Genomic DNA, 10,011 nt, shown 5'->3' on the forward strand with positions numbered 1-10,011 from the left:
CAATGAACATTACAACAGGAAAAATACAAAAAGCGCAAAAGGTAGTCTTGTATGGTGTTGAAGGAATTGGGAAGTCGACTTTTGCCAGTCAGTTCCCCAATCCAATCTTTATTGATACGGAAGATTCAACACTTCATATGGATGTAAAGCGATTTGACAAACCGACTTCGTGGACGCTTTTACTTCAGCAGATTGACTATGTGAAAGCTAATAAGCCATGCCAGACATTAGTTATAGACACAATTGACTGGGCGGAAGAAATTTGTAAACGTCACTTAATGGACGCCAACGGATGGAGCGCAATTGATTCTGAAATATATGGAAAAAAATTCGTGGCCCTAGCTAAAGAAATGGGAAATTTGTTAAACAAATTAAGTGACGTAGTCGATGTCGGAATTAATGTAGTGATTACTGCTCATGCTATGCTGCGAAAAAAAGAAGAACCTGATGAAATGGGTGCTTATGACCGCTATGAGTTAAAACTTGAAAAGAAAACAGCTCCATTAGTAAAAGAATGGGCAGATGCTGTAATTTTTGCAAATTATAAAACAACGGTCATCACCGATAGTAAAACGAATAGCAAAAAAGCAACCGGCGGACAACGGATGATGTATACCACCCACAGACCAGCTTGGGATGCAAAAAACCGTTGGGGGCTGCAGGATGAATTACCTTTTGAATATAGTCAGATTGCTGCTGCTGTTACTTTAGCAACAACTGCGGCGCCAAAAACAGTTACATCTACTGAAACACCTAAAATCGAACAGGCTGAAACTATAGAGCAAGTAACGCAACAACAACAATCTTTTGCTCCGGAAAGAGAATCTGTAGCCGTATCACCGATTATTCCAAAGGGGCTAGCTGATTTAATGGTTACTGATCAGGTAACGAATGAAGAAATTATGCAAGTCATCTATAAAGGTGGATTTATGCCTGCAGAGACACCATTGGAAAATGTACCAGAAGAATTATGGAATTACTTTATTGCAAATTGGGATAAAGCAATTGGATTACTTAATACACAAATTAGACAATTCTAGGAGGACTTTTGAATGAACAACGAGAACGAATTTATTGGATGGGGCGACAGTTTTGTTGCTGAAGAAAGTAATTTCAAACTATTTGAAGCTGGAGAATATCCGTTTGTAGTCACAGGGTTTGAACGAAAAATTTATGATGGAAATAGCGATAAAATCCAAAATGGTACGCCTTATGCTGAAATTGAAATGGAGTTTACAGGGCCTTTAGGCAGTACAAAAGTGACTGATCGTCTTTATATGGTAAAAAAATGGCAGTGGAAATTGACTCAATTCTTCACGGGGATTGGCCAAGCACCTATTGTTGGACAACCATTTTCGCCAAATTGGAGTCAAGTTATCGGAAGTCGCGGGTCAGCAAAATTGTTAATTAATAAGTACACCAGTTCTAAAACAGGTAAAGAAGTTCAGAATAATCAAATTGATGAATATTTGGAACCAACAGCAAATTCTCAAACATTCCAACAAGCAGCGCCACAACAACAAGCAGCTAATACTGGATTTCAACCAGGAGCATTTTAGGAGTGATTAGATGGAACTTAGACCGTACCAAGAAGAAGCTAGAACAGCTATTCAGCAGGAATGGCAAGAAGGAAAAAAGCGCACTCTATTAGTTTTACCAACTGGTTGTGGGAAAACAATAGTTTTCTCGAAAGTAATTGAAGATAGAGTGAAGATGGGCGAGCGTGTGCTCGTCCTTGCTCATAGAGGTGAGTTATTAGACCAAGCCTCTGACAAGCTTCAAAAATCTACAGGACTAAAAACGGCAACAGAGAAGGCCGAAGAAACAAGTGTCGGAAGTTTCTTTCGGGTAGTGGTTGGTTCTGTTCAAACTATGCAGCGTGAGAAACGGCTTAGTAAATTTCCTCCCAATTTTTTTGACACAATTGTTGTTGATGAAGCTCATCATTGCATTAGTGATGGCTATCAACGGGTGTTACACCATTTTGAGGAATCGAATGTATTAGGAGTGACAGCAACACCTGACCGAGGGGATATGAGAAATTTAGGTTCTTATTTTGAATCCTTGGCTTACGAATATACACTGCCAAAAGCAATAAAAGAAGGTTTTTTATCTCCAATTAAGGCTTTAACTATTCCTCTGAAGTTAGACTTATCCGCTGTTGCTCAACAAGCCGGTGACTTTAAAACAAAAGATTTAGGCACGGCACTTGAGCCATACCTTTACCAAATAGCTGATGAAATGGTGAAGCACTGTTCAAACAGGAAGACAGTTGTTTTTCTACCGTTAGTTAAAACATCAAAAAAGTTTAGAGATATTTTAAACGAAAAAGGATTTCAAGCTGCTGAAGTTAACGGTGAATCAAAGGACCGAGCGGAAATTTTGGAAGACTTCGAAAATAATAAATACAACGTTTTGTGCAACTCGATGCTACTGACCGAAGGTTGGGATTCACCAGCTGTTGATTGTATTGTTGTTCTCCGTCCTACGAAAGTCCGCTCACTTTATAGCCAAATGATTGGCCGTGGCACTAGATTGTTCCCCGGGAAGGAAGAACTTTTACTGCTCGATTTCCTTTGGCATACAGAACGCCATGAGCTTTGTCATCCAGCGCATTTAATAGCTGAAAACAAAGATGTAGCTGATAAAATGACTGAAAATATCGAAGAAGCAGGTTTAGCCGGTTTTGGACTAGATTTAGAAGAAGCTGAGGCCCAAGCTGAAAAAGATGTCATTGCTGAACGTGAAGAAGCCTTAGCCAAGCAATTAGCGGAAATGCGTAAGCGTAAACGGAAATTAGTGGACCCATTACAATTCGAAATGTCAATTCAAGCCGAGGACCTTACTAGTTATGTGCCAAGTTTTGGCTGGGAAATGGCTCCGCCTTCTGAAAAACAGGTGAAGTCTCTAGAAAAATTAGGAATTTTACCTGATCAAGTTGACAATGCCGGTAAAGCAGCAATGATTTTAGACCGCCTTGAAAAGCGTCGAGTCGAAGGCTTAGCGACACCAAAACAAATTAGATTTTTAGAAGGTCGGGGTTTTGTAAATGTCGGGACCTGGCAATTCGAATCAGCAAAACGTATGATAGATCGATTTGCTTCAAACGGATGGCGGACTCCTGCTGGAATTATTCCTGCAACCTATCAAAATAATTAATTTAGCTAAAGTCGGTTAACTGCGGCTTTAGCAGACTGGTAAGGAGGAACAAATGATAAAAATAATAATAGTCTCCGCAATGGTTTCAGCATCGGTTTCTTTTGGGATTATGAAATTTCAGATGAAGATGATTGAAAAATGGATGGATATTTTTTTTGAAGAAGAAACAGAAAGAATAAAAAACTACTTGTCTAGAGACAAGTAGTACAAAAATTATTCCCAAAATTTGTCATAGTAATATTTCCTCTTTGTATCTGAATATCAGTAAAATATTTAAAATCAGAATCAAGTTTTTTTCCTGCTATAGCATTTCGCATATAGTAATCTTGATTTCTTTCTTTCATTTGATGTAAAGCTTCTTTGTATTCCGTTGAATGTTTTATGTAGTCGTCAGAATATTGTGCGCTACTTAATTGAGAAGTGTAATCTATTTCAAGAAGGCCAAGTCTCTCAAGATTCTCAATAGATGCAGCAATAAGAACTTGATGATTACGATAATGGGTATTGTAAAAAAGATTCGAGTGCGTCTTTTTAAATTGTCCAGTTGAACTTACTAAGGATAGTGAAATTATTTCTTGTGGGCTTTTTCTAAGAAAATGAGTTGATATAATTTCCGCATCAACTGGAGATAGCTGTTTAATCACTTCTATATATGATGGATGAATATAATTATTCTTCTTGATATCCATAGAGGAAGCTATTAATTTTGCAAACATAGATCGAAGTATATCTTCCTCTATATAGTACTTAGATGCTTCTATTGCAGGCCCAACTATTGATAATTTTGGTTCTTGCAAATTTTCTTCCGGAATATGGATAATTTCTTGGGCGATTTTTTCTTTATAATCTTTGATGTAAATTTCTTTGTTAGCACGTTTTTTTTCAGCATAAAAATTAAGTTTATCAAAACCTGCCAAGGTCATTATATCATCTAAAGCTTGCGCAGGACCTTTTGCTCCTTTGAAAGCATTAGCTGTCATAGCTGCAGCAAAAGTTGTTACAGCAGTGGGGATTAGTTCCAGCATTCGACCACCTCTTTTTTAATTAAGTTTAACAGAATGAGGTCAAATAGGAAATGTTCAAAAAGTAAATTAACGTGGGGTTTAGCCCACTATAAATAATTAGTAATCGAAAGGAACTAGTCAATTGGAAAGCAAACTAGATTTAGTTGAATTATTAGAATATGTTGATCCCGCTCTGCTTTCTTATCAAGAGTGGGTCAACGTTGGGATGGCACTGAAGCATGAAGGATACACCGCTTCCGATTGGGATAGTTGGTCTGCAAAAGACAGCGGCAGGTATCATTCAGGTGAAACCTACAAAAAATGGGATAGCTTTGAAGGAAGTAACCAGCCCGTTACTGGCGCTACTATCACACAACTAGCCAAAGACAATGGATGGGAGAGTGATTATAAATACTCTGGTGAGGACGGCGATTCAGTAATTGGCTGGAACGATAGTTTTGTTCCAGTTGAAGTGGATAAAGGCTATCGGCTAGTTAATACAGACTGGGTAATGGGGAAGGAAATCAATGAGCCGAAAATTTGGGACCCATCAAAAGAAATCATTGATTACCTAGAAGCTGTATTCAATCCTGGTGATATCGTTGGCTACGTTAACGATGGATTTCCAGTTAAACGAGGCGACGACAGTGAGAAATGGCTGCCTAAATCATCTGGTGTATATACTAAAACAGCTGGTGAATTGATTGATGGAATCCGGCGTAGTAAGGGGGATATTGGGGCAGTATTAGGCGATCCCAACCCGAACAGTGGCGCATGGATTCGTTTCAATCCATTAGACGGTGAAGGCGTTAAAAATACTAATGTCGTTGATTTCAGATATGCTTTAGTCGAATCAGACAGCATGGCTATAGAACAACAAAATGAAATTTTAAGAGAATTAGAGTTGCCAATCGTTGCTTTGACTCATAGTGGTTCAAAAAGCCTTCACGCGATTGTTAAAGTGGATGCCGTTAATTATCCTCAATATCAAGAACGGGTGGATTATCTCTATAAAATCGTAGAAAAAAATGGCTTAAAAGTTGATAAGCAAAATAAAAATCCTTCTCGCTTATCTCGATTCCCTGGTTTTATTCGTGGAAATAGCAAGCAATTTTTAGTTGCTACAAATATCGGTAAACCTAGTTGGGAGGATTGGCAAGAGTACATCGAAGATATGAATGATAATTTGCCAGATCCTGAAAGTCTTGAAAGCCTGTTTGATAGTGAAATATTTTTAGCCCCAGAATTGATTAAAGATGTCTTAAGACAAGGACATAAAATGCTAATCGCCGGACCATCAAAAGCCGGCAAGTCTTTTTCACTAATCCAATTAGCCATAGCTATTGCGGAAGGTCGTCAATGGATGGGGTTTGATTGTACTAAAGGAAAAGTTTTGTATGTCAACCTTGAATTAGATGAACGTTCGGCTAAGAGACGATTTGTCGAAATTTATAATACCTTAGGCCAAGGACATGCCAATGTATCGAACATCGATATTTGGAATTTACGTGGTAAAACTTCACCGATGGATAAATTGGCCCCCAAGTTAATTCGTCGAGCACAAAAAGAAAATTATATCGCAGTTATTATTGATCCAATTTACAAAGTATTAACTGGTGATGAAAACAGCGCACACGAAATGGCTAACTTCACCAATCAATTCGATAAGATTGCGACTGAACTAGGTTGCGCAGTCATCTATTGTCATCATCATTCAAAGGGTTCTCAGGGCGGGAAAAACTCTATTGACCGTTCAAGTGGTTCAGGTGTATTTGCTCGGGATCCGGATGCTATCTTAGATTTAATTGAGCTACCCGTCACAGAAGATAGGTATATGGTGTTGGAAAATCAAGCAATCTGCGATACCTATTCTGCAGCTATTAGCCAGTTCAATCCTTCTTATGATGATATTGGTATTGATGACCGCTTCAGCAAAAAGCAAATGGAACATCATTTAATGGCAGCCATTAAATCTCAGGAAGTTCTTAAAGTTGTCGAACAAAACAGGGTCAAAGCCGTTGAATTAGCCAGACAGGCCAGCGCATGGAGAATCGATGGTACATTACGAGAGTTCCCTAAATTTAAAACAGTCAATGCATGGTTTAGATACCCAATCCATGTGCTTGATGACGCTCTACAGGATATTTCCTTAGAAGAAGACTCAAAGGAAAAATGGAGAAAAGGAACTCAGAAAGCCAATGAAACCCGCAGTGAGAAAAGCAAAAAGGAATTAGAAGAAGCTTTTAATATTTTGAGTGAAAACGGCGGACCAGTTGATGTAATGATGGTAGCAGACTATTTAGATGTCGCACGGAATACAGTTTATTCTCGTGTAAAAAAACACGAGAAATTTACAATTGAAGATGGAAGTCTTTCGAAGAAGAAGGACTCTTAATCGTCTAAACTAAATAGCTTCGACTAGCTTCGACAATTCAAAGTTGTTCGTTGATAGCTAAATAGCTTCGACTAGCTTCGACAATATTATAAACGTTGTCGCACCGCTGTCCGCTATCCTTGTCTACTCTCCCTTTTCAAGGGATAGAGTAGACAAAAGGATACAGCGAGACAAAAATGGCTAGGAAAAAAATAAAAAATATTGGACTATACCAAAATAAAATAACAAGAAAGTGGTGCTTTTACAATGAGAATAGTTATTCAAGGAATGGAACTAACAGTTACACTGAAATCTGATAGAGAATTGAGTACAAATGAAATTTTGATGGCGCATCAATTGTCTACAGGAAATTTTGAATCTTTATTTATTGAAGATAGTCCGACAAATGGCGAAAATACAAATGCCTCATCTTCCGCTATTGAAAAATCTTTGGATATGCCAGTTAAAAAGAACGAATGGATTGAAAAGGGTACTCGTGTTGAGGTTGAAATACTTTGTCCATTCTGTGGCTACAGTGGAAAGTCGACTACTATGTGGGGAAACTCGTTTTGTAAATGTCCGAAATGCCAAGAGAAATTATTCAATCGATTTGCTACAGATATTCCTGGCGAAAAGAATAATTATGGGTGTGTGTATGTAGCGGAGGAACCTATGGTATTCAAAAATAAAACAAATGAGTACATTGAAATGTTCTCGGACTATGAGAAAGGCGAGATGGAATGATTGAATTTTTTATGCCAATAATTCCGCCTGAAACTCAAAAAGTTTTTAAAGATATTAAAGGGTATGAAGGTATATACAGAGTTTCAACTGAGGAGATATTTTTTCTTATAAATCAAATAGATTATTAGCCCCTATAAAAAAATATGATGGATATCTTAGTATTAGATTAAGTAATAATGGTGTTGTAAATCAACGGATGATTCATAGATTAGTAGCAGAAACATTTCTTCCTAACCCCGATAATTTACCAGTTGTAAATCATATTGATGGCAATAAAGGAAATCCAAAGTTAACTAATCTAGAATGGGTTACATTTTCAGACAATGCTATCCATGCTTTCGAAACAGGATTACACGTCATTAGTGATAAACATAGAAATGCAGATAGTAAAATTGGAGCAATCAACGGAGCTAAAACGACTTCAAAAAAAGTGAGCCAATTTGATAAAGATGGTAATTTTGTTAAAACCTATCCAAGCGTTAGGGAGGCTGAAAGGATTACTGGGGCCCGAAGGCAAAATATTATAAAAGTATGTAAAACCAAGAAGGGTACCTCATTAGGATATATATGGAGGTACGCTGAATGATTGAAAAACATGGTAATGAAACTATTGAATTTTTTATGCATATGATCGCCCCAGAGACCACAGCTCAGGAAAAGAAAGTTTCTGTAGTAAATGGTAAGCCGCATTTTTACGAACCACCTGATTTACAAAATGCAAGAATGAAGCTAATGAGTCACTTGGCTAAACATGCTCCTGAAAAGAAATATCTGGTGCCCGTGCGGTTAATTGTTAAATGGTGTTTCCCAATTACAGGGAATCACGAGGATGGCGAATGGAAATATACAAAGCCGGATTTAGACAACAGCAATAAGTTGCTGCAGGATTGCATGACTAAGCTAGGTTTCTGGAAAGATGATTCTTATGTGGTTAGTTTGATAGCAGAAAAATTTTGGGCGGAGATACCAGGAATTTATATTCGAATTGAGGCGGTGTAGATGGATTGGGAATCAGTGTTTAAAGACATTCAGAATTTTATGGATGATTCAAATCAGATGATGCAGCAATATCCTATTACAACTGAATACTATTGGGATTGGTTAATGAAATCCCTTGGTGAATTAGGGGATAAGTACAACAATCATCCGCTTGTGAATATTTTTTTAACTGGGATATTGAAGTATCAAGATGAGAATTATCAAAAAATCGTAGGAGGTAATTTACATGGCTGACAACGATATTAGAAACAGTGTAGCCATGAACGTTTATTATTATCGAAATGCTAAAAATGGCATCACGCAAAAACAATTAGCTGCAAAGTCAGGCATTTCTACCAACACAATCTATTTAATCGAACATGAAAAAATGAATGCCGGCATCGATGTTTTAGAGAAACTAGCAAAAGGATTAGGTGTGGATGTCATTAATTTTTTCAGAACAGTTTAGGAGGGGCGCCGTTGTACGAGTGGTTAAATGGCTATCAAAAATTAGAACAGGAAATATATTATCTTGATTGGGAGCTTGAAACGTATAAATCAGAGTTAAAGCGTTGGTGCAATCCTGAAGACCTTGGCCGCTATTCGTTAACAAAAGAATCTAAAGCCTCCAAGTTAGAGGATATTATTGCAGATCATGAGAAACGTTTAGCCGACAAGATGAATCAGATCTATGATTTGCGGACCCTGATATATAGTTTTAAAGGGCTGGACCAGCATATTTTAAGAATGAAATATATTGAAGGTCTGACTTTGAAAGAAATCGCAAAGGAATTAAACCATAATTATGGTTATATTCGGAATAAACATCGGGATATCCTTAAAAAGATAGATAGTGACAATGATGTGACACTACCCATTGCAAAATCATGATATACTGATATTAGAAAATTTATATCATTTTTAGGCAGTCCCCTAGGGGCTGCCTTTTTTATGTAAGTCGGAGGTGTGAATTGGTATTAAGAGCTGATAGACAAGGACCCCACCGGGTTGCTTTTGATAAAAATAAAAAGAAACTATTAAAGATTCAAAACATTTGTGGGATTTGTGGTAAGCCAATTGATAAAAGGTTGAGGGCACCCGACCCAATGAGTCCGGTTGTCGATCATATTGTACCGATAAATAAAGGTGGACACCCATCAGCCATTGAGAACCTACAGCTAGCTCACTGGAGTTGTAACAGACAGAAGTCGGACAAACTGTTTAATAACAAACAAAATGAACCCAAAACATTAGGAAATAGGAATTTGCCGCAAAGCTTAAATTGGTCTGAGTATAGATCATAAAGTTTAAAGGTGAAGAATTTTAGAGAAAATATATAAGGGGGGATACCCACCCCACCGGCGGCTTGCCCGTACTTCACGCCGTCACTGTACATTTTTTCTCGCGCGACATTTTAAGGAGTTGAAAAAATGGAATCAAAAGGCATTGAATACTTACGAAAAAAGCTTGAATCACATAAACAAAGAGTGGATATGCGCTATAGGCAATACGCTATGCAATACACTGATAGAAGTGTAGGCATCACTATTCCAGAAGAAATTAGACGACGATATCGCTCAGTTTTAGGTTGGTGTGCAAAGGGTGTTGACAGCCTTGCGGACCGCTTGGTGTTTCGAGAATTTATCAATGATAATTTTGAAGTGAATGAGATTTTTCAAGCGAACAATCCAGATGTGTTTTTTGATAGTGCGGTGCTTTCAGCGTTGATTGCATCGTGTTCTTTTGTTTATA

Annotated in this window: 13 protein-coding genes and 1 pseudogene; 13 read left to right on the plus strand and 1 reads right to left on the minus strand. The window is 37.6% G+C overall.

The window, feature by feature from the left end:
* Positions 1–2: 2 nt before the first annotated feature.
* Genes ACYSNU_RS07375 through ACYSNU_RS07390 form a run of 4 tightly spaced genes read left to right on the plus strand, consistent with a single transcriptional unit; the run spans position 3 to position 3,364 of the window.
* On the plus strand, positions 3–1,040 hold the full coding sequence (locus ACYSNU_RS07375) for an ATP-binding protein (RefSeq protein WP_461736533.1): 1,038 nt from the start codon (positions 3–5) through the stop codon (positions 1,038–1,040).
* A gap of 12 nt (positions 1,041–1,052) precedes the next feature.
* Positions 1,053–1,559, plus strand: a complete 507-nt coding sequence (locus ACYSNU_RS07380; protein ID WP_461736534.1) for a hypothetical protein — start codon at positions 1,053–1,055, stop codon at positions 1,557–1,559.
* Between the two features lie 10 nt (positions 1,560–1,569).
* Positions 1,570–3,159, plus strand: a complete 1,590-nt coding sequence (locus ACYSNU_RS07385; protein ID WP_461736535.1) for a DEAD/DEAH box helicase — start codon at positions 1,570–1,572, stop codon at positions 3,157–3,159.
* Positions 3,160–3,211: 52 nt separating this feature from the next.
* Positions 3,212–3,364, plus strand: coding sequence for a hypothetical protein (locus ACYSNU_RS07390; protein ID WP_461736536.1), 153 nt, complete (start codon positions 3,212–3,214; stop codon positions 3,362–3,364).
* Here the strand turns inward: ACYSNU_RS07390 and ACYSNU_RS07395 are convergent.
* Complete coding sequence (locus tag ACYSNU_RS07395; RefSeq protein WP_461736537.1) at positions 3,351–4,184, minus strand: DUF4393 domain-containing protein; 834 nt, start codon at positions 4,182–4,184, stop codon at positions 3,351–3,353. The genes ACYSNU_RS07390 and ACYSNU_RS07395 overlap by 14 nt on opposite strands.
* Before the next feature lie 121 nt (positions 4,185–4,305).
* On the opposite strand from ACYSNU_RS07395, the gene ACYSNU_RS07400 reads away from it, so the two are divergent.
* The 9 genes and pseudogenes from ACYSNU_RS07400 to ACYSNU_RS07440 form a co-directional block, all read left to right on the plus strand.
* Positions 4,306–6,558 (plus strand): AAA family ATPase, encoded by a 2,253-nt coding sequence (locus ACYSNU_RS07400; RefSeq protein ID WP_461736538.1) that lies wholly within the window; start codon positions 4,306–4,308, stop codon positions 6,556–6,558.
* Positions 6,559–6,804: 246 nt separating this feature from the next.
* Entirely contained in the window at positions 6,805–7,281 is a 477-nt protein-coding gene (locus tag ACYSNU_RS07405) for a hypothetical protein (RefSeq protein WP_461736539.1), read from the plus strand.
* 196 nt (positions 7,282–7,477) lie between these two features.
* Positions 7,478–7,867 carry an HNH endonuclease gene (locus ACYSNU_RS07410; protein ID WP_461736540.1) on the plus strand — a complete coding sequence of 130 codons (390 nt, stop codon included), beginning with the start codon at positions 7,478–7,480 and terminating at the stop codon, positions 7,865–7,867.
* Positions 7,864–8,280: a RusA family crossover junction endodeoxyribonuclease gene (locus ACYSNU_RS07415; protein ID WP_461736541.1), complete on the plus strand. Its 417-nt coding sequence runs from the start codon at positions 7,864–7,866 to the stop codon at positions 8,278–8,280. The genes ACYSNU_RS07410 and ACYSNU_RS07415 overlap by 4 nt, the downstream gene beginning before the upstream one ends.
* On the plus strand, positions 8,281–8,514 hold the full coding sequence (locus ACYSNU_RS07420) for a hypothetical protein (RefSeq protein ID WP_461736542.1): 234 nt from the start codon (positions 8,281–8,283) through the stop codon (positions 8,512–8,514).
* Positions 8,507–8,728 (plus strand): helix-turn-helix domain-containing protein, encoded by a 222-nt coding sequence (locus ACYSNU_RS07425; RefSeq protein WP_461736543.1) that lies wholly within the window; start codon positions 8,507–8,509, stop codon positions 8,726–8,728. Before ACYSNU_RS07420 ends, ACYSNU_RS07425 begins: the two co-directional genes overlap by 8 nt.
* An 11-nt stretch (positions 8,729–8,739) precedes the next feature.
* Positions 8,740–9,150 (plus strand): sigma factor-like helix-turn-helix DNA-binding protein, encoded by a 411-nt coding sequence (locus tag ACYSNU_RS07430; protein WP_461736544.1) that lies wholly within the window; start codon positions 8,740–8,742, stop codon positions 9,148–9,150.
* Between the two features lie 80 nt (positions 9,151–9,230).
* The gene (locus tag ACYSNU_RS07435) at positions 9,231–9,563 is read left to right on the plus strand and encodes an HNH endonuclease (RefSeq protein ID WP_461736545.1); all 333 of its coding nucleotides are present in this window, start codon (positions 9,231–9,233) and stop codon (positions 9,561–9,563) included.
* A gap of 126 nt (positions 9,564–9,689) precedes the next feature.
* Positions 9,690–10,011 (plus strand): annotated as a pseudogene (locus ACYSNU_RS07440) (hypothetical protein); the annotation flags it as partial.

The sequence above is a fragment of the Enterococcus sp. LJL120 genome (assembly GCF_054871765.1).